We start from the raw sequence: 21604 nt of genomic DNA, 5'->3' as shown, positions 1-21604 counted from the left end.
ACCGGTTGCTGGCTACGGTTCGCGCCCAACTCGCCCGTCCGGCGTCGGTTCGTGCGCCTTATGCCTCGTCCTACCGCAATCGGAACTGACCGCCACTCGTCGGCCGGCGTGATGGCCGTTAGCAACCCTCCCATTGCAGCCCGCCATTGCGGCCTTTGCTGCTTGCGTCTCCCCGTGAGATGTAGCGCATGATGCTGTTTCGCTACAGCGTTGGATTAAAAGCGGATATCGGCCATCGCGATCACGCAGATGCGCAATGAGCGCGCTTCCATTCGCCTCACAATCGGCTAAAAGGTGACCCCGCCGCCGGGCCATCATGTGATGCTGGTGGTGATTCCACGTCTGGAGAAGCAAGGGAATGTTGAGCCGAGCGCTCAGTATAGCGACGGTAACGCTCCTGATCGCCTGCCTCCCGGCAGGCGCAGTACGGGCTCAAAATCTCGACGCCGGCAAGAGCCCGTCGCAGATTTTCTCGAGCACCTGCAGCGCCTGCCACAAGAGCCCGCGCGGCCTGTTGAAGAACACGCCAGCCTCGTCATTGCCGGGCTTCCTGCGTCAACACTATACCACCGGCACCGATATGGCCTCGGTGCTCTCGTCCTACCTGATCTCCAACGGCGCGGCCGACCCGCGGTATCAGAGCAAGGATCAATCCAAAAGGGATGCAAGGCGAAACGCCCGGCAGGATCCCAGAGAAGACGCGCGACAAGACCCGCGCCAGGACGCAAGGCCGGAGCAGTCCGAACGGTACAGTCGCCGGCGGCCGGCTGCTGCGCAGGATGCCGATGCGGCCCGGCCGCAAAGCGAGCGCGCGCGACCCGGCCGCGACGCGAAGCGGTACGGACGTCCGCGCGTCGCGCCTGATGCCGCCGATGGGCAGGCCCCGGTACAGGCTGCCACTGACAGCAAGCCGCCCGGCCGGCAGAAGCAGGGCCGGCGCGGCCGGCCCGCGGCCGTGCCCGACGAGCCGCCGCGGACAGAGCAGGTTGCCCCGGGCAATACCACGAAGGAAGACGAGACCTCGCGGGATGTCTCGAGGTCCGAATCCGCTGCGACCGAGTCCGCCAAGCCCGCCGCGGCAAAGTCGGATTCTGATTCCGTCAGATCCGATCCGTCCAGCACCGACGCGATCGGCAGCGGTATCCGCGAAATGAGGCCGGAGAGCTCCAAGGTCGAAGCGATCAAAGACATCAGCGAGCCCAACCCGCTGCGGCCCGATCCTGTCACTTCCGTGGCGGCCGATCCACCGGGTGCGCCGGCCACGACATCCGCGGCCCCGGTGACGGCGGGGCCCGCTGGCCCGCCCGCACCGCCGATCTCCCGCTGACATTTCAAGATTTCCAAATGCCCGACGCCGTCGCTTGACCGCCTTTAGAGTGTTACTCTAGAGTGGTGATCTGGTTGTCCTTTGGGAAACTGGCCGATGACGACGGCGCGCGAGGATCTGCTGGCGGCGGGATTGGCGGTGTTCGACCGCGACGGTTTCGAGGGCGCGACCGTCGCCGCCATCAGAACCCGCGCGCGGGCATCCAACGGCAGCTTCTTCCATTTCTTCGGTTCGAAGAAGGAATTGGCCGGCACGCTGTTCCTGGAAATTCTCGCCCGCTACCACTCGGCCGTCATAGCCGCGCTCGATGAACCCTGCACGGCGGCAGAGGGAGTGGCGCGGCTGATCCGGGCGCATCTCGATTGGGTCGTCACCTCCCGGCGCGAGGCGCGCTATCTGTTCGAGATCTCCCGCAGCGAATGGACCGAGGCGGTCCGTGGCGCGCAGCGCGCGCAAAACACCCGGCTTGCCGAAGCCGTGCAGCGATGGCGCGCGCCGCTGGTCGAGCGCGGTGAATTGCTGCCGATGTCGTCTGCGGTGTTCTTCAGCCAGATCATCGGCCCGGCGCAGATTTTCTGCCGCGCCTGGCTGTCCGGCCGCGACCGCTCCGACCCGAGAGAGCAGGCCGATATCCTGATCGCCTGCGCCATCCGCGCGGTGGTAGCGCCCAATGCGATCGACAAGGTGGGAGAAACCGTATGAGTGCCAACCACGATCCTGATTTTGCACCGATCGCGACCCGCATCCGCGACAATGTGGGCCGCCAGGGCTTCATGAGCCATGTCGGAGCCGAACTGTCCGAACTGACGCGCGGCGCCTGCACGCTGGCGGTCGACCGCCGGCCGGAACTGTTGCAGCAGCACGGCCTGTTTCACGGCGGCGTCACCGCGTTCCTGGTCGACAACGCGACCACCATCGCGGCCGCGGCGTCGCGCGGCCAGCCGGCGTTGACGGCGGAATACAAACTGAATCTGCTGTCGCCGGCGGTGGGCGAGCGACTGATCTGCCGCGCGCGCGTGATCAAGCCCGGACGTCAGGTTGCCGTGGTCGCAGCCGACGTGTTCTGTGTCACCGATGGGGTCGAGAAGCATACGGCGACCGCGCTGGCGTCGATCGCCATGCTCGACGAGAAGGCCGTGGCCCGAATCCAAAGCCCGGCCTGAGCGGCCGGGCTTTGGGTGCCATGTTGGCCCCTCATGGTAAGGAGGCGCTTTGCGCCGTCTTGAACCATGTGGCCCCGTCTGTGGCCTACATCCTTCGAGATGCGACTAAGACGCCGCTCCTTCAGGATGAGGATCGATGGCGCGTTACTTCTCGTTCGCCGGCGCCGGCTCGTCGTCGTGCTGGGCATCCGGATCGAAAAACTCGCCGGCGGCGGCGAGCGCTTCGGCGGCGGCGTCCTGGTCTTCCTGACGGGTCGAGATGTCCTCGCCGCGGTTGATGCGCTCGGCTTCATCGGCGCTGCGCGCCACGGTGACGCTGACGCTGACCTCGACTTCCGGATGCACCGCGATGGCGATCGCGTGCTTGCCGATGGTCTTGATCGGCGCATCGAGCAGCACCTGGCTGCGGCTGATGATGACGCCGTCGGCTTCAAAGGACGCGATGATGTCGCGCACGCTGACCGAGCCGAACAGCTGGCCGGTCTCGGAGGCCTGGCGCAGCACGACCACGTTGCGGCCGTCGATCTTCTCGGCGACCTTGGTGGCTTCGCCCTTGGCCTTGAGGTTGTTGGCCTCGAGTTCGGCCTTCATGCCGTCGAACTTGGCGCGGTTGTCGGAGGTGGCGCGCAGCGCCTTGCCGCGCTTGAGCAGAAAGTTGCGGGCAAACCCGTCCTTGACGCGGACGACTTCGCCCATCTGGCCGAGCTTGGCGACGCGTTCCAGCAGAATGACTTCCATTTTCGTTCTCCTTTTTGAGTATGATGATCAGGTTGAATGGATGGGGTGAAGTTCAGGATGCAGGCAGCGGCGGCGGCCGGCCGCGCATGAAGCGTTCGCGAAATCCGAACATGGCGTCGGCGAGGCCGAGAACGACCATGACAAGCACCGGCCAGATCAGCGTCAGCATGACCACGTAGGTGATGCCGAGCCATACCGCGCGGCCCGGCGCCGCCAGCGTCAGCGTGTGCAGCACGGCAAAGCCGGTCAGCGCATAGGCCATCAGCAACGCGCTGCTTGCGACCTGCGCCACCAGCGAGAGCGTGCCGCCGGAGAAGCTGAAGGCAAGCGCGACGCACAAGGCCACCATCGTCATCGGCGGCAGCGTGGTGCCCCGGATGTCGGGCCAGGAACGGTTCAGCCGGCCGGAGGTTTTGGCGATCTTGCCGGCGAGCCACAGATTGACCGTGAGCATCTTCATGATGCCCATCACCATGAATGCCGGAACGGCCGCGACCAGCAAATTGACCACGCGCGCCATGTCGGCCGACGCCTCGAGGCCGCGCGCCTTGAGCGCAGCGAGCAGGCCTTCGCGCATCGACGCCGCGACTTCCGCCGCATCGGTGCCGAGCGGAAGCAGCGCGGCCAGGGTGGTGACAAAGCCGAATCCGGCGATCCAGAGCAGCAGGCGGCCGGTCGGATACCATTCCATCGCGGGCGGCGCCGGCGTCGCGCCATTGCCGGCAGGGGCCGCATTCGCGACCGGACGGCCGAGCATGATCAGATGGCCGAGCCACCACGCCGGCAGCGCCGCCATCAGTACATAGGAAATCGCGTAGGGCAGGCCGAACAGCAGGGCGATGCCGCATGCGGCGGCAATGCCGCCGATCGCGCCCGCGAGCGGGCCCCAGCCGATCGAAGCGACCATCAGCGGCAGCGGCGCCAGATACAGCAGCGCCAGCGACACCCGCACGCGCGAAATCACCGATGCGTACATCAGTGCGGAAGCGCATCCAGCGGCAATGGCGATGGCGATATTGGCGATCATCAGCTGTCCCGCTCCTTTCGAGCGGTTAGAGGTCGTCTCGACCCCAACCATCGGCGACCGGACGACCCGGAAGCCTTATGTATAAGTAGTGCGACCGGCGGCGCTGACGCCGCCGATCGAAGCGTCTTTTAATTGAGCATGATCTTATTCGGAAAACCGGTGTCCACTTTTCCGGATGATGCTCGTTAGCGAATGACGTAGGGCAGCAGGCCGAGGAAACGCGAGCGCTTGATGGCGCGGGCGAGTTCACGCTGCTTCTTGGCGGACACGGCCGTGATGCGGCTCGGCACGATCTTGCCGCGCTCGGAGACGTAACGCATCAACAGCTTGGAATCCTTGTAGTCGATCTTCGGCGCATTCGGACCCGTGAACGGGCAGGTCTTGCGGCGGCGGAAAAACGGACGGCGTGCACCAGCTTCAGCCATGATTCTTACTCCTCTACCGCTGCTGCTGCGTCTTCTTCACGCGGCCGGCGCGGGCCGCGGTCGCCGCGGAAGCCACCGCCTTCACGATCGCCACGGAAGCCGCCTTCGCGGTCACCGCGGAAACCGCCGCCGCGATCGTCGCGCTCGCGGTCACGATCGGCCTTGCGCATCATCGCGGAAGGACCTTCCTCATGCTCTTCGACGCGGACGGTGAGGTAACGGATGACGTCTTCGGAGATTCGCTCCTGACGCTCGATCTCGGAGACCGCAGCGGAGGGCGCATCGATGTTCATCAGCACGAAGTGAGCCTTGCGGTTCTTGTTCATGCGATAGGTGAGGGAGCGCACGCCCCAGTTCTCGGTCTTCGTGACCTTGCCGCCGGCGCTCTCGACGATGCCGGTCATCTGGGTGGTCAGCTCTTCAACCTGCTGGGTGCTCGCATCCTGGCGCGCGAGAAATACATGCTCGTAAAGAGGCATGGGTGTCCTTTCCTGTGTTGGCGCGGTTCCCGGCGGCAAGCCCTTCGAGACCTTCGGAAAGGACTCGGGATAAGCTCAGAAGGCGGAAGCACGGGACGACGGGCCGACTGGCCCTGCCACATCAATCCAGAAGTGATTGCTGAGACCGTCCGTTCAGCTCCCGGCCGGGATCCACGGATGCGCGGGTTATAAGGATTTTCGGCCGGCTGACAAGGCTTTTGGGCGGAATTGGCCGGGCTCTTCGCCCGCTGGAGCCCCGGACCAGAGCACCTCGCACCTTGACCAGTTTGTTTGTATGGCATACAAACAATGCCAAGAGGGCAAAATGGCTCCCAATTCCGCGCAGACAGCTTCAGAACCGCCGGCCGGGGACCCCAAACACGCCGCCCGCGCGACCCGTTCGGCCGGCCGCCAGATGCGCTCGCGGCTGCTGGATGGCGCGAGCCGGCTGTTCAAGGAGCGGGGCCTCGCCGGAACCTCGATCTCTGATATTGCCGCCGCCGCCGACGCCTTTCCGAGCCAGATCACCTATTACTTCCGCACCAAGGAAGCTTTGTTCGTTGAAGCCGCCTGCCGCGACGTGCTGTATGTCGCCCGCGCCGCCGAGCAGGCCGCGCTGCAGGCCGCCACGCCCGGCGAATACACGCGCGCGCTCGTCGACACGGTCACCGCCACGGATTCGGTCGCATTCTTCGCCGAGGCGCTGACGCTGACCCGCCGCCGCCCGGATCTGGCGCCGCTGGTCGAGCGCACCATCGAGCGGCTGCACGGCGAGGGCATGCGCGCCTACGCCGGCCAGATCGAACGGCACGGCTGGAAGAGCCTGCGCGATCCCGACGCCAGTTCGCGGCGCTTCTGGGCGCTCGCCATCGGCGTCACGGTGGAAGGTCACGCCATGGGCCGCTCGGCCGAGGACATGGGCGCCGAGATGCTGCGCGTGCTGGGCGACCAGGCGACGACAAGGACCGGCGACACGCGCCTGCGTCTCGTCGGCGACCGCGAGACGTCCGATTCCACTTCATCCGATGGGGAGAAATCGTCATGACTGCGCTTCGCATCCGTGCCCGCGATTTCCTCAACGAGGACCAACTGATCGCCGTGCGCGAGCGCGTGACGTGGAAGGGCATCGCCCTGATCGCGCATGCCTGGGCGTTGATCCTGGGTTCGATCGCGCTGGTCGCGTGGTGGCCCAACCCGCTGACTTTTCTGCTCGCGGTCGGCATCATCGGCTCGCGCCAGCTTGGGCTCGCCATCCTGATGCATGACGGCGCGCATGGTTGCCTGTCGGCGGATGAGAAAACCAACCTGACGCTGAGCCAGTGGTTCTGCGCCTATCCGATCTTCGCCGAGACCCGTGCCTATCGCCGCTATCATCTCAAGCATCACGCGCACACGCAGCAGGACAACGATCCGGATCTCGTTCTGTCGGCGCCGTTTCCGATCACCGGCGTGAGCTATCGCCGCAAATTCCTCCGCGATATCACCGGGCAGACCGGCTACCAGCAGCGCAAGGCGCAATTCCTCAACGCGCTCGGGCCGAAAGAGTGGCCGCTTGCGCGCCGCGCCGCGCACTTCCGGGAAAAGCTCGGCCCGCAGCTTGCCGCCAACGCCGTGCTGTTCGCGGGCCTTGCCGCCGCCGGGGTGTGGTGGGCTTATCCGTTGCTATGGCTGTTGCCGCTCATGACCTGGCAGATGGTCATCACCCGAATCCGCAACATCGCCGAACATGCGGTCGTTCCCGATTCCGGCGATCCGCTGCGCAACACCCGCACCACGCGCGCCAATTTTTTCGAGCGGCTGTTTATCGCGCCCTATTACGTCAACTACCACCTCGAGCATCATCTGCTGTTCTACGTGCCCTGCTACAATCTTCCGCGCGTGCATCGCATCCTCAGTGAAAGCCGCTATGCCGACCGCATGGAGGTGCAGCCCAACTACGCGTCGGTGATGCGGCTCGCCACCGCCAGGCCAAACCATCAGGACCGTCCGGGCGATGTCGCGAGCGCCGCACGGCGCGCCCGCGCCGGCAAGGAGGTCGGAGGCGACCAGCAGGCGGGCGGGTTCTAAATCTGCGGCTTCCAGAAATTGTGGCCGGGAGGTGTTCCCGGCGATTCCGCACCGCGGCTTGACATCCCCGCCTTGGTCAGTGTCTTACGGCCCCCATCGAGTAAAGGGAGCGCCGATGACGGCTGCATTTACGTTTCCGGGACAGGGTTCGCAGGCGGTCGGCATGGGCAAGGCCCTGGCGGAAGCCTTTCCAGCCGCGCGCGCGGTGTTCGACGAGGTCGATTCGGCGCTCGGCGAGAAGCTGACCGCGATCATCTGGGACGGCCCGGCCGAAACCCTGCAACTCACCGAAAATGCCCAGCCCGCCCTGATGGCGGTCTCGATCGCCACGCTGCGGGTGCTGGAAACCGAGGCGGGCTTTTCCGTGGGGCGGGATGCCGCCTTTGTCGCCGGCCATTCGCTCGGCGAATATTCCGCGCTGGCGGCCGCCGGCAGCCTCAGCCTCAGCGATACCGCGCGTCTGCTGCGCACCCGCGGCCTTGCGATGCAAAAAGCCGTCCCGGTCGGCGCCGGCGCCATGGCCGCGCTGCTCGGGCTGGATCATGAGGCCGCGATGGCGGTCGCCGCTGAAGCCGCGCAGGGCCAGGTTTGCCAGGCCGCCAACGACAATGGCGGCGGGCAGGTCGTCGTGTCCGGCGACAAGGCCGCCGTCGAGCGCGCGATCGAAATCGCCAAGACCAAGGGCGCCAAGCGCGCGATGCTGCTGCCGGTGTCAGCGCCGTTCCATTGCACGCTGATGCAGCCCGCCGCCGACGCGATGGCGCAGGCGCTTTCCGGCGTGACCATCAAGCCGCCGGCCTCGCCGCTGGTATCGAACGTACTGGCGGCCCCGATCACCGATCCCGACGAGATTCGCCGCCGCCTGATCGAGCAGGTCACCGGCACCGTGCGCTGGCGCGAATCGGTGGCCTGGATGGCGTCGCAGGGCGTGACGCGATTCTTCGAGATCGGCGCCGGCAAGGTACTGAGCGGGCTGGTCAAGCGTATCGCCGACGGCGCGGTCGGCGTCCCGGTCGGTGGACCCAACGATATTGCGGCGGCCAAGGAAGCCTTAAAGGACGCCTTGGCGGCTTCGGCCTGAAGCGCCCGGAAGGAGACATGAGATGTTCGATTTGACGGGCAGGACGGCGCTGGTGACCGGCGCGACCGGAGGCATTGGCGCGGCGATCGCGCAGGCGCTGCACGGGCAGGGCGCGACGGTGGCGATCTCAGGAACGCGCCGTGAAGTACTGGATTCGTTCGCGGCCAAGCTGGGCGAACGCGTCCACGTGCTGCCGTGCAACCTTTCCGACAGCGCGCAAGTCGAGGCGCTGGTGCCGGCCGCCGAAGCCGCCATGGGGCAGGTCGATATCCTGATCGCCAATGCCGGCATCACGCGAGACAATCTCTTTGTGCAGTTGCGCGACGAGGACTGGGACGACGTCATTCAGGTCAACCTGACCGCGACCTTCCGTCTCGCCCGCGCCGCCACCAAGCTGATGATGCGCAAGCGCTTCGGCCGCATCATCGCCATCACCTCGATCGTCGGCGTCACCGGCAACCCCGGCCAGGCCAACTACACCGCCTCGAAGGCCGGCATCATCGGCCTGATCAAGACGCTGGGCGCGGAATATGCCAAGCGCAACGTGACCGCCAATTGCATCGCGCCGGGCTTTATCAAGACGGCGATGACGGACGCGCTCAACGACAAGCAGCGCGAAACCATCCTGGCGAAGGTTCCTGCGGCGCGGCTGGGTACGCCCGAGGACATCGCCGCGGCAGCCGTCTATCTCGCCTCCAACGAGGCGGCCTATGTCACCGGTCAGACGATTCACGTCAACGGCGGAATGGCCATGTTTTGAGCCACTTGCCGCCCCGATCGATGTGGCCAAAGGCCGTTCCCGGGGTGGTTGAGGCTTGTAGTCAAGGCTTGGGAAGTATGGTAACCGAACCCCCGACGGATGGGCAAACAAGGCCATTGCAGGAATTTGAAACCCTGTATATTGGCGTGGCGACGCCTGCCGTTCGCCGGGGCTTTGTCGGCTACTCCACCGGGCCGATCCAAGACTATGCGCGATAGCGAAGGAAGTTTAACGACCACGATAGCTCGTAGCGTCTTGATGCGTCTTGGGGTCGGGTCCAATGGAACAAGGACGAGGTTGAACGATGAGTGAGATTGGCGAGCGGGTTAAGAAGATTGTGGTCGAGCACCTCGGTGTTGAACCCGACAAGGTTGTCGACAACGCAAGTTTCATCGACGACCTCGGCGCCGACAGTCTCGACACCGTCGAGCTCGTGATGGCATTTGAAGAAGAGTTCGGCTGCGAAATCCCCGATGACGCCGCCGAGACGATTTTGACCGTCGGCGACGCCACGAAGTTTCTCGAGAAGAACGCGAAAAGCTGACGTCCCGGGCGGGTAGCGACAGAACCGGACGGGCCGTTCTCAGCGGTCCCCCGGTTTCTTGTTTTTGGCCGCCGCTTTCGGGTTGGAGTTTCTGATATGAGGCGGGTTGTCGTCACGGGGCTGGGCATGGTCACACCGCTCGCCTGCGGCGTTGACGCAACGTGGGCGCGCATCCTCAACGGCGAGAGCGGCGCCAAGAAGATCGACACGTTCGAGGTCGCCGATCTCACCAGCCAGATCGCCTGCGTGATTCCGCGTGGCGACGGCAGCAATGGCACGTTCAATCCCGACCAGTGGATGGAGCCAAAGGAACAGCGCAAGGTCGACGACTTTATCATCTTCGCAATGGCCGCTGCGCGCCAGGCGCTCGACGACGCCAACTGGCATCCCCAGACCGAAGAAGACAAATGCGCCACCGGCACGCTGATCGGCTCCGGCATCGGCGGTCTTTCAGGCATCGCCGACACGGCGTTGCTGCTGAAGGAGCGCGGACCTCGCCGGGTATCGCCGTTCTTCATTCCGGGGCGACTGATCAATCTTGCCTCCGGTTATGTCTCGATCGAGCACGGCCTCAAGGGCCCCAATCATTCCGTGGTCACCGCCTGTTCGACCGGCGCGCATGCGATCGGCGACGGCGCCCGCCTGATCGCGCTCGGCGACGCCGACGTGATGGTTGCGGGCGGAACGGAGTCCCCGATCTGCCGGATTGGAATGGCCGGCTTTTGCGCCGCGCGCGCGCTTTCGACCGGCTACAATGAGACCCCGCAAAAGGCTTCACGGCCCTACGACAAGGATCGCGATGGCTTCGTGATGGGCGAGGGCGCCGGCATCGTGGTGCTCGAGGAATATGAGCACGCCAAAAAGCGCGGTGCCAGAATTTATGCCGAGGTGGTGGGCTATGGCCTGTCAGGCGACGCCTACCACATTACGTCGCCTTCGCCGGACGGTGACGGCGGCTTCCGCAGCATGAGTGCGGCGATCAAGCGGGCCGGTATCACGGTATCCGATATCGACTACATCAACGCCCACGGCACTTCGACGCAGATCGGCGACGAGATCGAGCTCGGCGCGGTGGAGCGGCTGCTCGGCAACGCCGCTTCCAGGGTGTCGATGTCGTCGACCAAATCGTCCACCGGCCACCTGCTCGGTGCCGCCGGCGCGATCGAGGCGATTTTCAGCATCCTTGCGATTCGCGATAATGTAGTTCCGCCCACCATCAATCTGGAAAACCCGTCGGTGGAAACGGCGATCGATCTGGTCCCGCAAACGGCGCGCAAGCGCGATATCAACGTCGCGCTGTCGAATTCCTTCGGTTTCGGGGGCACGAACGCCTCCGTCATCCTTCAGCGCGTGCGCGACTAAGGTGTTTAGAACTACTCCACCGTTTTGCCGCATTCGGCGATGACTTCTACACACGGGCGTATGCTATCCGGCCGGGCAGTGGATTGCCGGGCCGCGATTGAACCGACAGGATTCAGGTTGCATCGATGAGTGAGAGGCCGCCCATTTCACCGCGTAGTCCGCGCGCCGCGCTGGAGCCCGAACAGTTGCCGCCGCCGCCGCGGCGGTCGGAGCGTGCCCGCAATCCCTTCGTCGTGGTCGGCAACGCCATCATCACCATCCTGATCATTCTGATGATCGGCGCGGGCACGGTCTATTATTACGGCCGGCAAATGTTGGAAACCCCGGGCCCGCTGCAGGACGACAAGATCGTCAATATCCCCTCGCGCGCCGGCAAGCGCGACATCGCCGATGCGCTGCTCCGCGAAGGCGTGATCAACGTCAATCCCTGGGTCTTCATCGGCGGCGTGTTTGCGCTCAAGGCAAGCTCCGACCTCAAGCCGGGCGAATATTCCTTCCAGAAGAAGGCCAGCCTGCGCGACGTCATCGCCACCATCGTCGAGGGCAAGGTGGTGCAGCACGCCGTCACCATTCCGGAAGGCCTGACGTCGGAACAGATCGTGGCGCGATTGACCGACAACGATATCTTCGCGGGCAGCGTTCGGGAAATGCCGCGCGAGGGCACGCTGCTGCCGGAAACCTACAAGTTCCCGCGGGGAACCACGCGCGAGCAAGTGATTCAGCGCATGCAGCAGACCCAGAAGCGCGTGCTCGCGGAGATCTGGGAACGCCGCAATCCCGACGTGCTGGTCAAGTCACCGGAACAGCTCATCACGCTGGCATCGATCATCGAGAAGGAAACCGGCCGCGCCGATGAGCGCAGCCGCGTCGCCGCCGTGTTCACCAATCGCCTGCGGCAGCGAATCAAGCTGCAGTCCGACCCGACGATCATCTACGGCCTGGTCGGTGGCAAGGGAACGCTGGGCCGGCCGATCAAGCGCAGCGAGATCACGCAGCCTTCGCCGTACAATACCTACGTCATCGAAGGCCTGCCGCCCGGGCCGATCGCCAATCCCGGTCGCGCCTCGCTCGAAGCCGCCGCCAATCCGGCGCGCACGCGCGACCTGTTCTTCGTCGCCGACGGCACCGGCGGGCACACCTTCACCGAGACCTACGACCAGCATCAGAAGGGCGTCGCCAAGCTGCGGGCGCTCGAAAAGCAGATCCAGAACGACACCGTCGAACCGTCGGAAGACGCGCCGCCGCCGACTGCGGCCGGCGGTCCGGCCGACACCAATCCGACCGCTGCCACGCCGCGGACGGGAGCGGCGAAAAAGCCGCCCGCCCGTCCGGCTGCGCCGGCCACGGCGCCGGGCCGCCAGGGCGCCGCGCAGTCGACCACGACGTCGCCGGTGGTGCAGCGCTGAGCCCTCGTTAAGCCGGCATTTCCGCTACGACGGGAACGCAATTCCACTTTGGCGGAAATCGGCCTAAGGTCGCGGCGATCCTTTCGAGTCTTGAAATCCCTGTCTTTTGGAAAGTGTTACGCGATGGCGCTATCGAGCATGACCGGTTTTGCCCGGAGCCACGGCGCCAGCGGCCCATACACCTTCGAGTGGGAGCTGAAATCCGTCAACGCCAAGGGTCTGGACGTGCGCCTGCGCCTGCCGCCCGGTTGGGACGAACTGGAGGCGCTCGCCAAGAAACGCGCCAGCGAGGTGCTGTCGCGCGGCACGGTCTACGCCAATCTCAGCATCAAGCGCGCCAACGCGGTCTCCACCGTGCGCATCAATGAAGACGTGCTGGCATCGATCGTGAAGGTCGCGGGCGAGCTCGCCGGCAGGATCGACGCGGTGGCGCCCAGCATCGACGGGCTGCTCGGCATCAAGGGCGTCATCGAGGTCGTCGAACCCGAAAGCGACGAGGCGGAAGACAAGGCGGCGCGGGATGCGGCAGCAAAGGCCTTCGAAGAAGCGCTCGGCCAGCTCGTCGAGATGCGCCGGCGCGAAGGCGTGACGCTTGGGCAAATTCTGATCCAGCGCATGGATGAAATCGAGAAGCTGGCGAAGAGGGCGGAGGCTGCGCCGGGCCGGAAGCCGGAAGCGATCAGGGCGCGGCTGGCCGAGCAGGTCGCGGCGTTGCTGGAAACGTCCGACCGTTTCGATCCCGACCGTCTCAATCAGGAAGCGCTGCTGATCGCGGCCAAGGCCGACATCCGAGAAGAGCTCGACCGCATCGCCTCGCACGTCGCCCAGGCCCGCGAGATGATCGGCAAGGGCGGCCCGGTCGGCCGGCGGCTCGACTTCCTCGCCCAGGAATTCAACCGCGAGGTCAACACCTGCTGTTCCAAATCCAACGACCTCGAATTGACCCAGACCGGGCTCGAGATGAAGAACGTGGTCGAGCAGTTCCGCGAGCAGGTCCAGAACCTGGAGTGACGAATGGCGGCTTCTGGTTTCGACGGGGTTGAGCGACGCGGGCTGATGTTCGTGCTGTCGTCGCCTTCGGGCGCCGGCAAAACGACGCTGTCGCGCATGCTGCTCGAAAGCGAGCCGGGCCTGAAGATGTCGGTCTCGGCGACGACGCGCCCGATGCGGCCGGGCGAGGTCGAGGGACGCGATTACTTCTTCGTCGACAAGGCGAAGTTCGAGGGGATGGTCGAGCAGGGCGAACTGCTCGAATGGGCAACCGTGTTCGACAATCTCTACGGCACGCCGCGCGCGCCGGTCGAAGCGGCATTGTCGAAAGGACGGGACGTCCTGTTCGATATCGACTGGCAGGGCACCCAGCAATTGCACCAGAAGGCGAGTGCCGATGTGGTGCGGGTGTTCATCCTGCCGCCCTCGGCCGCCGATCTGGAAAAGCGGCTGCACACCCGGGCGCAGGATTCCGACGAGGTCATTCGCGGCCGCATGAGTCGCGCCAGCCACGAACTCAGCCACTGGGCGGAATATGACTACATCGTCGTCAACCACACCGTCGATGACGCCTTCGCCGAGGTGCAGTCGATCCTCAAGGCCGAGCGGCTCAAGCGCGAGCGCCGCACCGGGTTGACCGAGTTCGTTCGCAACCTGCAGCGACAGCTGGAAAAATAACCGGCGCGTTCTTCACTTCTATCTAGCTATGCGCGGTGCGGGCGAGGCGGGACAGCATTTCCGTCACCTGCCGTTCCCTGTCCCGATCCTGCGGCACGCGATCCTGCGGCTGGCGGGCTTGCGGCATACGCTCCTGGGGCATGCGGTCCTGCGGCGCGTGCCGCCGTTCCTGGGGCGCGTAGGGCCGCTCCTGCTGCGGCCGCTCGCGCGGCGGGCGGGTGGGCGAGGCCATGCGCGGCTGGGGTGCGTCAGCGGCAGCCGCGCGTCGCAGCACGGCATTTTCGTCACGGAACACCGGTTGCGGCTGTGCTTGCGGCTGCGGAGCGCGCCGCTTGGCCTTCGCGTTGTTGTTCGCCGGCTTGGCGGCATCCCACATCGCGCGGCGCTTGCGCCGCATGGCGCGGCGTGCCCGGATGCGGCCGATCCGCACGATCGCGCTGACCGTGAGGCCGGCGAGCGCCAGGGCTGCGGCCATCACGCCTAGCAATTTCTGCAGCGACGCGGTCGGCTTTGCCGGGGCTGCGTCCGCGGGGACATACTGTTCTACCGCGGGCTGCTGAACTTCCTCGGCTTGCTGTAGCTGGGCTGCGGGCGCGTTGGCTGCGGCGAGCTGGATATCGGTTGGATTGACCGAAGCGCGCGTCGTCGGGGTCGCCTCATTCCATCGCATCGACGACAGCGGCGCCGGGGCCAGCACGTTCGGCGTGGCTGCGCGCGGGCTGCTCGATACGATCGGAGCGGGGGCGGCTGTTGCAGCCGTCCGTTCGATTCGGGCCGGCGGATTCGCCTCGATGCGGGGTTGCCATTCGGCGCGCGCATCGGAGAGCGATTTATCGGAGGTGGACTTGCGGCTGGCGGTTCGCTGCTGGGGCGTGGGCTCGTCCGCTGCTGAAGCGGTCGCCGGGGCTGAAGCGGGCGGCGCAGCGCGTGCGAACTTGTCGTCGGCCGAGTCGCTTTCCTCGCGCAGATACCAGCACTGGCGTTTGGTGACGCGGTCGAGCCGGTAATACCAATGGCTGCCGGGCGGGGTCGCGCCCTTCGGCGCGGACAGGCAGCTGTCGGCGGCGACCTGCGGCGCCTGGATGGCGGCTTCCGCGGAAGTCGTCAGCAACTGGGCTTGGAGATCCGTCGTGGTGGCCAGGCTGATGCCGGCCACCACACCGGCGAATACAGCCGGCACGAACTTCACGGAACGGATCGACATACGCATCCCCGGACGCAACGCTACGCAACGCGACTAACGCAACACGACTCTACACCTCGCCAATCTGGTCAGAGACTTGGGTCGCAATGAGCCGCAATTCCGGATCATATGGGGTAAAATTTAGGCCAGTCGGCTGCCTCAATTCGGGCGGCTGTAAGTGGCCGGAAAACCAGCGAAAAACATCGGGTCTGGTGGTGCTTTCCGGCTACTGTTTAGAAGCTGTCCAGCGTCCCGTGCAGCCGTCCGACCGGACGAAGGAACCCGAGCCGCTGCGGCCGGAAAAACGGCCGGTGCTGGTCCAGCTCAGACCTTGTACCGAGCCGGCGGTCCGGGTCGCGCCATTGGGGCTGACCGACCCGGAACTCAGCTCGCCGGACAGCCTGCCGCCCGAAATCACAAACCGCTCGGTGCTGCTGCCGCACGGCGAACCCGCGGCAACGGCAACCCACGTCCCGTCGAAATTGCCAGCGCTGCCGCCACCACTCGCGCTTGCGCGCGGCGTCCGCCGCGGCTCGTCGGATTCGGGCCTGGCGCGGCGTGCCGGCCGGGAAGATTCGACCTCGCGCGGCTTTTCGCGTGATCCGGACAGCGATTTCTCGTCGTTGCCGATGCTGCCGCCGGCGCTGCCGGATTGTGCCCGTGCCGCACCGGCCGGAAACACGGCCGAGATCAGCAAGGGCAGGAGCGCAATTCGCATCGCCGATCGAATTCTGTTCTGCATGATGACTTGTTTCCAATCCCGCGCTGCGCGGCGTCTACTGCTTCGCCGCCGTCCATCGTCCGGTGCAGCCATCCGATTGCCGGAACGTCCCGCCTCCGCTGCGGCCGGACAGGCGGCCGGTGGTGATGATCGTGACGCCCTGGTCGGTGGAGGTGCCGTACACCGTCCCGTCCGGACTGACGGTACCCTTGGCTTTCTGGCCGATGATCTTGCCGCTGGTGACCACGACCGCATTGCTGCTGGAGCCCTGGCAGGTGACCCCGACCGCGCTGACGATCCATGCCCCGTCGAAACTGTTGCCGCCACCGCCGCTCTTTCGCGACGCGCGGCGCGGTTCGTCCGCCTCGGATGGGCTGCGTCGCGCCGGCTTTGCGGATTCGTTCGCGCGCGAGCCGGACAGCGATTTTTCGTCATTGCCGATGCTGCCGCCCGCACTGCCGGATTGTGCGTGGGCCAGCGAGCCGCCGCACAGCAACAAGATCGACAAGGCAAGGAAGGGGATCGAACCCCGCAGGGCGTTTCTCATGAGCAGGTGCTTCCAAATAGCTCGATTGAAAATCAGCGGCCGGAGCCGTCGGCACAGACCGCGCCGATAATGCGGCAAGACTTGCCAGCCTTGCCGCACTCGTCAAGCGCAGCCTTCCTGGCCTGCTGGACGGTTTCGCGCTGAACCAGCGACCACGACGCATCCGAGATCGCGAATGCGCCGCAGCGCGAGCCGTAGAAACTCAACTCCATCGGACATTTGCTGGCGCCGCACTTTCCGCGCGCGTCGTCGATCGCGGCCCGGCGCGACACGTGGTTCCAGGACATCCCCCATTTGTCATTGTCCGGGCCGTAGACGATCGAGGCCCACGGTTTCAGATCCTCCATCTTGCGCAGCCGCGTCAGCACGCCTTCGGTGGCCTCGCCATTCGGCGTCATCCGCACCTTGTCCTGAAACTTGGAGATCGCCAGCCGCATGCCGTTCTTGCCGTCCACAGGCTCCGGGTCGTAGTTCAGCTCGAACAGGCGGTCGCTCAGTTCGCGCAGCAGCACCGGATCCCTGATCGGAATGCGGTCGGGATCGGGACGCAGCGTCGAAGCCAGCGGCTCGGGCTGCGCCGCGACCGCGAGCTGCTGCGACGGCGCGGCCGGGGCCACGAAATAGAAATTGCCGTCGATCGGCGACGACGACACCCAGGGCTGCTGCGATCCGCCGGTCTGGCGTTTCACGGCGAGGCCGACCTGGTTGAAAGTCTGGAAGATGTCGAGCCCGGCCTGCTTGATGGTCCCGGCCAGCGCTCTGGTATAGGGGCTGTGGCCGTCGGTGCCGTCGAGCGCGACGTTGCCCGGCTGCGTCGCATAGGAGATCAGCGTGCCCTCCGGCGCGCGCATCTGCGCCAGGCCGCCGTCGGAGGCGCGCAAGCCGCGGGCGCCGAACGGATTGTTCCGGCAGGCGTCGAGGATCACCATGTTGAGCCGCGTGCCGGAGCCTTGCATCTGGCGCAGCACGAGGTTGACGTCGACCATCTGGAAATCGACATCGGCCTCGCGCGTCGGATTGGCGGTGACCGGCACGAGATAATTCGCGCCGGAGACCTGCACGCCATGGCCGGCATAATAGAACAGCGCAACGTCGGCGCCCTGCACCTGGCGTCCGAAGTTCTGCACGGCAATGTCCATCGCGGGCTTGTCGAGATCGAGCTGGGCGCGGCCGCCGATCAGCGTGAAGCCGAGGCTGGCGAGCGTCTCCGCCATCAAGCCGGCGTCGTTGCGCGGATTGTCCAGCCGGGTGACGTTCTGATAGGCGGAATTGCCGACCACCAGCGCGACGCGCTTTTCGGCGGCGGCCGGCGCTGTGAGGGTGAGGGCGAGCCAGGACGCCAAGGTTGCGATTTTTCGGATATTCCCGCTCAACAGCCGGCGCATGATCAAATAAGACCTCGTCATCAAATGACGGCAGGTTACCAGCCGGCGCGGGTGGCGAAAAGTGTGGGCCCGGGTAATGCCGGTGCTCAGATACGCGCGGATGTCTTCGATGGATCTCGCTTTCGGGGACATCCGACACGGTGACACCACTCACAGTCGTTCCCCATCGACGTCTGTACGGTTCGTCCGTTGGTCGAAATGGTTGGAGATACCCGGTGCCGGGTGAAGTGAATTTACTCCCGCCAAGTTTTACTCAAAGGAGCGGGAAGAATGAAAAATCCAGTCACATTCATTGCGGCTTGTGCGGCGGTTCTTGCCGTCAACCTGTCGGCGCCGGCGTTCGCGGAGGTCGTATCCAAAACCGCGAATGAAGCGCGTCCGTCCGCTTCGTCACTGATCGCCAGCGCGCAGACCAAGATCGGGCAGAAAAATCTGAAAGCGGCGCTTCCCGATTTGATGAAGGCAATGGATCTCGAACCCGCCAACGTCGGCCTGCAGCGCTGCGCCGCCACGGTGATTATCGCGATCGACGATGAGATCGACGGCAGGCCGGGGCAGATGGGATCATATTGTTCCGGTCGATTGCGGTAAGGCTGAGACGTCTCATTTTTCGACGTAGCCCGCCGCCGCGCGGGCCGGCGCGGTGTGCGAGACGATCCGAAGTTCTTTTTACGGTGATGTCCCGGTGATAGCCTGAGCCAGCGGGCTCTCCGTCCATTTGGCGGTCTCCGCGTTCTCCATCGGGTCGGTCTTGTCGCAGTAGACGCAGATCAACTTGGTTCGACCGGTCAGGCTCGGCGCCGGCACCATTCTCTTCCCGCAGTGCAGGCAACGCGTTACGCGATCCATGGACGTTCTCCCGTTCAGGTTGAACAACATGGCAGCGGGCGGTTTGTTCCTGCGTAGGCGGGGAAGAGTTGCCGCGTGACCGTGTCGCCAGCGAGAACTACGCTTCATCCTGTCTGTAGCGCTCCTTGACGACGTCGTGGCCGGCCCGAACGGCGGCGCGGTTCCGATAGTGGTACTGCAGGGCGCCGTAAAACAGCGCGGCCAGCAGCAGCAATGCTCCAACAAAATACACGATCTCCATCAGCCTGATCCCGCTGCTTTCGTTGCTTTTGCGGGCAGTCACCTGCCGCGCCGTTCAATGCGTGTTGGTTTCCTGCCATTTGTCCGGATCGGATTTCTTCGTGCCGGATCGCTGCTCTTTTTCAGGGTTGCCTTTCCAGGGCTTGTTCGTCTGCGCGTGCGAGCCAGAGTCGGTTTGCTCCCTGGGATCTTCTTTCGGCGTTTCCTTGCTCATCGATGCCTCCATTATCTATCGACGCAAAAGGGCCTCGGCGGCGCCGAGACCCTTTGCGGCCGTCGTCGCACGGGGAATGCGACGTTTCCTCAATCTCCGACGTGGCCGATTGTTCCTGTTCCGACGAGGGTTGGTCGCGTCACCGCGATGACGGCGATCGCCGTCCGGGCGATCGGGTGACAAGAGTCACACGTCTTAGGAACGGATCGCATGGATGCGGGCTTCTAGTTCGTGAACCAATTCACGGACCCGGAAGGCGATGCGCAGATACTATTTCGACTTGCGGGATGACAATGGCCTCTTCGTCGATGACGACGGGCTCGAATGCCGCGATATGCAAGTCGTTCAGATGGAGGCCGCTCGTTCGCTGGCCGATATGGCGCGGGACGCAGTTCATGCCGCCACCAGCACGCCCTCCCACGCGATGTCGATCGAGGTCCGGGATGATGCCGGACCCGTCCTGCTGGTGAGATTCACATTTGAGATCAGCCTGCCACTCTAACATGGCGGCGGATGCGCGCGTGCCGCGTCTCACTTCCTCTGCACGATGCGTCAGGCGACCTTGCCGGCTCGCAGCCTGTCGGTCCATTTCCATCGGCCATCGGCTCTTCCTTCATCGGCGTCGGCTCCTGCAACAGGATACCTCGTCAGGCGGAAATGCCGGCGCGATTCCCGCGCCGTTATCGATGATAGGTGGTTTGGCAACTGCCGACATTGCCGAGATGTCCTGGAATCACATAGCGTCCATGCGGGGTAGCGAAGATATCGGGATGGAAACCATGAAGATCCATGTCCTGGAGCGCGCGCTCACGGCTGCCTGCGTCGTCGCTGCCATCGCCGTTGTGTGGTGGGGCATCAAGATATTGTCGGCCTGACGCCGGCGGCAGCGCCGGACGCAATCAGAAGAGTGGATCCGGCGGGCCGAAAGCCGGCTGACGATCGGCGCTGACGATTTATTTTCTTGCCGAGCCCTGTTGTGCGCCGCTTCATCAGGCGTGATGAAAAAGACTCACTTTTTCCCGTCGGTCGAAGAAAAGCCGAAATCTCGTTGACGAAGATTCAGCTCTGACTCATGTTAGCGAATCATCGTTGCACGTGTCGGGTTGCTTCCGCGTAGACCTCTTCGAATCTGGGTGACGCGGCGATGTACTATGGCCTCTATCTCTTCGCGATTGCGCTTGTCCTCATGATGGGCCAGCTCGCGTTTGCGCTCTATCAGGTGGCAAGCCTGCTGTTCCTGTCTTAGGCGATCCACCCTGGACGATACGTCTCGGGCCAAGGATCGCATGCGCGCCGCCGCATGGGTGGCGCGCATGATAGTCGTCACGACGATGCGCTCTCAGTTCTTCAGCACGATGCGCCCAACCACCTTGCCGGCCCGCAATTCGTCGATCCATTTCTGGACATCGGCCATCGGCTCCTCCTTCATCGGCGTCGGCTTGATCTTGCCGGCGCGGGCCAGCGCCATCAGTTCCTTCGCTTCCGCCAACGTGCCGACCATGAAGCCTTCGATGGTCATGCGCTTGTAGACCCATTGCACCATCGGCAGGCTGAAATTGCCGCCCATCAGGCCCGACACCACGACCTTGCCGCCGCGCGCCACCGTCGACACGGCAAACTGCATCGACTTCTCGTTGCCTGCGAAATCGACCACGCCGTCAAACCCGCCCTCGGTCTCTTTCAGGATGCGTCTGACGATTTCGGGTTCGGACGGATCGTAGGCGTTCGCCGCGCCGTTCTTCAGCGCAGTCTCGCGCGCGGCCGGCGACAGATCGGCGACGGTGATGTTCTGCTTGAACATCGCCTGCGCGAACGCAAGCCCCATCATGCCGACGCCGCCGAGCCCGATCAGCAAGAGATTGCGCTGCCGCGGACGATCGACCAGCCGCTTCAGGGCGCCATAGGCGGTAACGCCCGAGCACATCAGCGTCGCCGCCTGGTTCACCGGCAGCGGATCGTAATCCAGCAGATATTTTGCGTCGGGCACCAGCACGTGGGTAGCAAAGCCGCCGTCGATCGAGACGCCGAGGAAACGCTGTTTGACGCAGAGGTTCTCGTCGCCATTGGCGCAGTCGCGGCACTGGCCGCAGCCGATCCAGGGGAATACCGCCTGCTTCTTGCCGATCAGCTCGTTCGGCGCATCGGGACCGACCTCGTCGACGACGCCGGCGATCTCGTGGCCGAGCGTGAACGGCAGCGTCATGCCGCGCGTGGTGTCGAGCTTCTTGCCGCCGCCCAGATCGGCATAGCCGTCCTGGATATGCAGGTCGGAATGGCAGAGCCCACAGCGCTCGATCCGCACCAGGACTTCACGGCCCTGCGGCTTCGGCGTGTCGACGATGGTTTCGCACAACGGCGCATCGAACTTGACCAGCGACTGGCGACGCATCAGCGCCATGGCAATATCTCCCTTGAACA

The 21604-nt window shown here is 64.9% G+C and carries 26 protein-coding genes; 14 read left to right on the top strand and 12 right to left on the bottom strand.

Going from position 1 to position 21604, the window contains the following annotated elements:
- The first annotated feature begins 358 nt into the window (after positions 1-358).
- From QUH67_RS20205 to QUH67_RS20195, 3 genes are all read left to right on the top strand, one after another.
- The gene (locus tag QUH67_RS20205; protein WP_300940649.1) at positions 359-1327 is read left to right on the top strand and encodes a hypothetical protein; all 969 of its coding nucleotides are present in this window, start codon (positions 359-361) and stop codon (positions 1325-1327) included.
- Between the two features lie 96 nt (positions 1328-1423).
- A complete protein-coding gene (locus QUH67_RS20200; protein WP_300940647.1) occupies positions 1424-2029 on the top strand; it encodes a TetR/AcrR family transcriptional regulator in 606 nt (201 codons plus the stop codon).
- Positions 2026-2490: a PaaI family thioesterase gene (locus QUH67_RS20195; RefSeq protein ID WP_300940646.1), complete on the top strand. Its 465-nt coding sequence runs from the start codon at positions 2026-2028 to the stop codon at positions 2488-2490. The genes QUH67_RS20200 and QUH67_RS20195 overlap by 4 nt, the downstream gene beginning before the upstream one ends.
- A 144-nt stretch (positions 2491-2634) precedes the next feature.
- On the opposite strand, the gene rplI is transcribed toward QUH67_RS20195, so the two are convergent.
- From rplI to rpsF, 4 genes are all read right to left on the bottom strand, one after another.
- The gene (gene rplI, locus QUH67_RS20190; protein WP_300940645.1) at positions 2635-3228 is read right to left on the bottom strand and encodes a 50S ribosomal protein L9; all 594 of its coding nucleotides are present in this window, start codon (positions 3226-3228) and stop codon (positions 2635-2637) included.
- Between the two features lie 52 nt (positions 3229-3280).
- Positions 3281-4255 (bottom strand): DUF2232 domain-containing protein, encoded by a 975-nt coding sequence (locus QUH67_RS20185; RefSeq protein WP_300940644.1) that lies wholly within the window; start codon positions 4253-4255, stop codon positions 3281-3283.
- 185 nt (positions 4256-4440) lie between these two features.
- Entirely contained in the window at positions 4441-4680 is a 240-nt protein-coding gene (gene rpsR / locus QUH67_RS20180) for a 30S ribosomal protein S18 (protein WP_002711478.1), read from the bottom strand.
- Positions 4681-4685: 5 nt separating this feature from the next.
- Positions 4686-5159: a 30S ribosomal protein S6 gene (gene rpsF, locus QUH67_RS20175; protein ID WP_300940642.1), complete on the bottom strand. Its 474-nt coding sequence runs from the start codon at positions 5157-5159 to the stop codon at positions 4686-4688.
- A 325-nt stretch (positions 5160-5484) separates the two neighbouring features.
- On the opposite strand from rpsF, the gene QUH67_RS20170 reads away from it, so the two are divergent.
- The 9 genes from QUH67_RS20170 (at position 5485) to gmk (ending at position 14047) form a co-directional block, all read left to right on the top strand.
- Positions 5485-6204, top strand: coding sequence for a TetR/AcrR family transcriptional regulator C-terminal domain-containing protein (locus QUH67_RS20170; RefSeq protein ID WP_300940641.1), 720 nt, complete (start codon positions 5485-5487; stop codon positions 6202-6204).
- A complete protein-coding gene (locus QUH67_RS20165) occupies positions 6201-7226 on the top strand; it encodes a fatty acid desaturase family protein (RefSeq protein ID WP_300940640.1) in 1026 nt (341 codons plus the stop codon). The genes QUH67_RS20170 and QUH67_RS20165 overlap by 4 nt, the downstream gene beginning before the upstream one ends.
- Before the next feature lie 115 nt (positions 7227-7341).
- Positions 7342-8307 carry an ACP S-malonyltransferase gene (fabD, locus tag QUH67_RS20160; RefSeq protein WP_300940638.1) on the top strand — a complete coding sequence of 322 codons (966 nt, stop codon included), beginning with the start codon at positions 7342-7344 and terminating at the stop codon, positions 8305-8307.
- Between the two features lie 22 nt (positions 8308-8329).
- Entirely contained in the window at positions 8330-9067 is a 738-nt protein-coding gene (fabG, locus tag QUH67_RS20155; RefSeq protein WP_300940636.1) for a 3-oxoacyl-[acyl-carrier-protein] reductase, read from the top strand.
- A gap of 304 nt (positions 9068-9371) precedes the next feature.
- Positions 9372-9611 (top strand): acyl carrier protein, encoded by a 240-nt coding sequence (locus QUH67_RS20150; protein WP_008969609.1) that lies wholly within the window; start codon positions 9372-9374, stop codon positions 9609-9611.
- Between the two features lie 96 nt (positions 9612-9707).
- Positions 9708-10973, top strand: a complete 1266-nt coding sequence (gene fabF / locus QUH67_RS20145) for a beta-ketoacyl-ACP synthase II (protein WP_300940633.1) — start codon at positions 9708-9710, stop codon at positions 10971-10973.
- Positions 10974-11098: 125 nt separating this feature from the next.
- Positions 11099-12379, top strand: coding sequence for an endolytic transglycosylase MltG (gene mltG / locus QUH67_RS20140; RefSeq protein ID WP_300940632.1), 1281 nt, complete (start codon positions 11099-11101; stop codon positions 12377-12379).
- Positions 12380-12502: 123 nt separating this feature from the next.
- Positions 12503-13390, top strand: coding sequence for a YicC/YloC family endoribonuclease (locus tag QUH67_RS20135; protein WP_300940631.1), 888 nt, complete (start codon positions 12503-12505; stop codon positions 13388-13390).
- A gap of 3 nt (positions 13391-13393) precedes the next feature.
- Positions 13394-14047, top strand: a complete 654-nt coding sequence (gene gmk, locus QUH67_RS20130) for a guanylate kinase (RefSeq protein WP_300940630.1) — start codon at positions 13394-13396, stop codon at positions 14045-14047.
- Between the two features lie 22 nt (positions 14048-14069).
- Here the strand turns inward: gmk and QUH67_RS20125 are convergent, their stop codons facing one another.
- From QUH67_RS20125 to QUH67_RS20110, 4 genes are all read right to left on the bottom strand, one after another.
- Positions 14070-15251: a hypothetical protein gene (locus QUH67_RS20125; protein WP_300940629.1), complete on the bottom strand. Its 1182-nt coding sequence runs from the start codon at positions 15249-15251 to the stop codon at positions 14070-14072.
- 205 nt (positions 15252-15456) lie between these two features.
- Positions 15457-15972 carry a hypothetical protein gene (locus tag QUH67_RS20120; protein WP_300940628.1) on the bottom strand — a complete coding sequence of 172 codons (516 nt, stop codon included), beginning with the start codon at positions 15970-15972 and terminating at the stop codon, positions 15457-15459.
- 34 nt (positions 15973-16006) lie between these two features.
- On the bottom strand, positions 16007-16498 hold the full coding sequence (locus QUH67_RS20115) for a hypothetical protein (protein WP_300940626.1): 492 nt from the start codon (positions 16496-16498) through the stop codon (positions 16007-16009).
- A gap of 32 nt (positions 16499-16530) precedes the next feature.
- Entirely contained in the window at positions 16531-17883 is a 1353-nt protein-coding gene (locus QUH67_RS20110) for a caspase family protein (RefSeq protein WP_300940625.1), read from the bottom strand.
- A 270-nt stretch (positions 17884-18153) separates the two neighbouring features.
- Between QUH67_RS20110 and QUH67_RS20105 the strand changes: the two genes are divergently transcribed.
- The gene (locus tag QUH67_RS20105) at positions 18154-18474 is read left to right on the top strand and encodes a hypothetical protein (RefSeq protein ID WP_300940624.1); all 321 of its coding nucleotides are present in this window, start codon (positions 18154-18156) and stop codon (positions 18472-18474) included.
- A gap of 78 nt (positions 18475-18552) precedes the next feature.
- On the opposite strand, the gene QUH67_RS20100 is transcribed toward QUH67_RS20105, so the two are convergent.
- From QUH67_RS20100 to QUH67_RS20090, 3 genes are all read right to left on the bottom strand, one after another.
- Complete coding sequence (locus QUH67_RS20100) at positions 18553-18732, bottom strand: hypothetical protein (protein WP_300940623.1); 180 nt, start codon at positions 18730-18732, stop codon at positions 18553-18555.
- A gap of 97 nt (positions 18733-18829) precedes the next feature.
- Positions 18830-18973 carry a hypothetical protein gene (locus QUH67_RS20095; protein WP_300940621.1) on the bottom strand — a complete coding sequence of 48 codons (144 nt, stop codon included), beginning with the start codon at positions 18971-18973 and terminating at the stop codon, positions 18830-18832.
- A 54-nt stretch (positions 18974-19027) separates the two neighbouring features.
- Positions 19028-19186: a hypothetical protein gene (locus tag QUH67_RS20090; protein ID WP_300940620.1), complete on the bottom strand. Its 159-nt coding sequence runs from the start codon at positions 19184-19186 to the stop codon at positions 19028-19030.
- Positions 19187-19445: 259 nt separating this feature from the next.
- Between QUH67_RS20090 and QUH67_RS20085 the strand changes: the two genes are divergently transcribed.
- Entirely contained in the window at positions 19446-19688 is a 243-nt protein-coding gene (locus QUH67_RS20085; protein WP_300940618.1) for a DUF6894 family protein, read from the top strand.
- Between the two features lie 837 nt (positions 19689-20525).
- On the opposite strand, the gene QUH67_RS20080 is transcribed toward QUH67_RS20085, so the two are convergent.
- Entirely contained in the window at positions 20526-21584 is a 1059-nt protein-coding gene (locus QUH67_RS20080; protein ID WP_300940616.1) for an alcohol dehydrogenase, read from the bottom strand.
- Positions 21585-21604 lie beyond the last annotated feature (20 nt).

This window comes from Bradyrhizobium roseum (assembly GCF_030413175.1).
In the GTDB taxonomy this organism is placed as follows: Bacteria; Pseudomonadota; Alphaproteobacteria; order Rhizobiales; family Xanthobacteraceae; genus Bradyrhizobium; species Bradyrhizobium roseum.
Note: the sequence above shows the minus strand (reverse complement) of the source record. Positions and strands in the feature narration are given on the sequence as shown.

Bases quoted from the DNA above. Each gene is read 5' to 3' on its own strand.
- QUH67_RS20125 (WP_300940629.1), bottom strand. From the start codon at position 15,251: ATGTCGATCCGTTCCGTGAAGTTCGTGCCGGCTGTATTCGCCGGTGTG.
- QUH67_RS20080 (WP_300940616.1), bottom strand. From the start codon at position 21,584: ATGGCGCTGATGCGTCGCCAGTCGCTGGTCAAGTTCGATGCGCCGTTG.
- QUH67_RS20090 (WP_300940620.1), bottom strand. From the start codon at position 19,186: ATGAGCAAGGAAACGCCGAAAGAAGATCCCAGGGAGCAAACCGACTCT.
- QUH67_RS20100 (WP_300940623.1), bottom strand. From the start codon at position 18,732: ATGGATCGCGTAACGCGTTGCCTGCACTGCGGGAAGAGAATGGTGCCG.
- QUH67_RS20120 (WP_300940628.1), bottom strand. From the start codon at position 15,972: ATGCAGAACAGAATTCGATCGGCGATGCGAATTGCGCTCCTGCCCTTG.
- QUH67_RS20095 (WP_300940621.1), bottom strand. From the start codon at position 18,973: ATGGAGATCGTGTATTTTGTTGGAGCATTGCTGCTGCTGGCCGCGCTG.
- QUH67_RS20110 (WP_300940625.1), bottom strand. From the start codon at position 17,883: ATGCGCCGGCTGTTGAGCGGGAATATCCGAAAAATCGCAACCTTGGCG.
- gmk (WP_300940630.1), top strand. From the start codon at position 13,394: ATGGCGGCTTCTGGTTTCGACGGGGTTGAGCGACGCGGGCTGATGTTC.
- QUH67_RS20115 (WP_300940626.1), bottom strand. From the start codon at position 16,498: ATGAGAAACGCCCTGCGGGGTTCGATCCCCTTCCTTGCCTTGTCGATC.
- QUH67_RS20105 (WP_300940624.1), top strand. From the start codon at position 18,154: ATGAAAAATCCAGTCACATTCATTGCGGCTTGTGCGGCGGTTCTTGCC.
- mltG (WP_300940632.1), top strand. From the start codon at position 11,099: ATGAGTGAGAGGCCGCCCATTTCACCGCGTAGTCCGCGCGCCGCGCTG.
- rpsF (WP_300940642.1), bottom strand. From the start codon at position 5,159: ATGCCTCTTTACGAGCATGTATTTCTCGCGCGCCAGGATGCGAGCACC.
- fabF (WP_300940633.1), top strand. From the start codon at position 9,708: ATGAGGCGGGTTGTCGTCACGGGGCTGGGCATGGTCACACCGCTCGCC.
- QUH67_RS20085 (WP_300940618.1), top strand. From the start codon at position 19,446: ATGCGCAGATACTATTTCGACTTGCGGGATGACAATGGCCTCTTCGTC.
- fabG (WP_300940636.1), top strand. From the start codon at position 8,330: ATGTTCGATTTGACGGGCAGGACGGCGCTGGTGACCGGCGCGACCGGA.
- QUH67_RS20135 (WP_300940631.1), top strand. From the start codon at position 12,503: ATGGCGCTATCGAGCATGACCGGTTTTGCCCGGAGCCACGGCGCCAGC.
- QUH67_RS20205 (WP_300940649.1), top strand. From the start codon at position 359: ATGTTGAGCCGAGCGCTCAGTATAGCGACGGTAACGCTCCTGATCGCC.
- rpsR (WP_002711478.1), bottom strand. From the start codon at position 4,680: ATGGCTGAAGCTGGTGCACGCCGTCCGTTTTTCCGCCGCCGCAAGACC.
- rplI (WP_300940645.1), bottom strand. From the start codon at position 3,228: ATGGAAGTCATTCTGCTGGAACGCGTCGCCAAGCTCGGCCAGATGGGC.
- QUH67_RS20185 (WP_300940644.1), bottom strand. From the start codon at position 4,255: ATGATCGCCAATATCGCCATCGCCATTGCCGCTGGATGCGCTTCCGCA.
- QUH67_RS20200 (WP_300940647.1), top strand. From the start codon at position 1,424: ATGACGACGGCGCGCGAGGATCTGCTGGCGGCGGGATTGGCGGTGTTC.
- QUH67_RS20150 (WP_008969609.1), top strand. From the start codon at position 9,372: ATGAGTGAGATTGGCGAGCGGGTTAAGAAGATTGTGGTCGAGCACCTC.
- QUH67_RS20165 (WP_300940640.1), top strand. From the start codon at position 6,201: ATGACTGCGCTTCGCATCCGTGCCCGCGATTTCCTCAACGAGGACCAA.
- QUH67_RS20195 (WP_300940646.1), top strand. From the start codon at position 2,026: ATGAGTGCCAACCACGATCCTGATTTTGCACCGATCGCGACCCGCATC.
- fabD (WP_300940638.1), top strand. From the start codon at position 7,342: ATGACGGCTGCATTTACGTTTCCGGGACAGGGTTCGCAGGCGGTCGGC.
- QUH67_RS20170 (WP_300940641.1), top strand. From the start codon at position 5,485: ATGGCTCCCAATTCCGCGCAGACAGCTTCAGAACCGCCGGCCGGGGAC.